The organism is Pseudoalteromonas sp. SIMBA_162, assembly GCF_046535955.1.
Classification (GTDB): Bacteria; Pseudomonadota; Gammaproteobacteria; order Enterobacterales; family Alteromonadaceae; genus Pseudoalteromonas; species Pseudoalteromonas marina.
This window is the reverse complement of record NZ_JAWJBQ010000417.1, coordinates 1-271: the sequence shown is the minus strand read 5'-3', so window position 1 is coordinate 271 and position 271 is coordinate 1. Positions and strand designations below refer to the sequence as shown.

Sequence of the window (271 nt, the reverse complement as noted above, 5' to 3'; positions counted from 1 at the left end):
CCCTGCAGCGCGGTTTCAGGGCTTGTTCTTGAGCGTGACGGTGATGCACAGCGCATTGTGCAGCCAGCGCTCTTCGTCATAGCCGATGGGACGATGCTGCTCATCGAAGGTAGCGCGACGTACGGTCAGACCGGGGCTGCCCATGGCGACCCCCAGCTCCCGGGCGGCCTGCTCCCCCAGCGACTCGGAGTAGAAGCGCAGCTCACGATGGGCCAGCGTCAAGCCGTAGCGCCCGCGCAGCTCCGCCCACAGTGACACCCCGAACTGGCCC

At 67.2% G+C, this 271-nt stretch carries 1 protein-coding gene; it reads right to left on the bottom strand.

From position 1 onward, the window contains the following. Nucleotides 1–15 precede the first annotated feature (15 nt). Nucleotides 16–271: UTRA domain-containing protein (locus R0J88_RS20295; RefSeq protein WP_410900920.1), on the bottom strand; the 256-nt coding region annotated here is incomplete at its 5' end.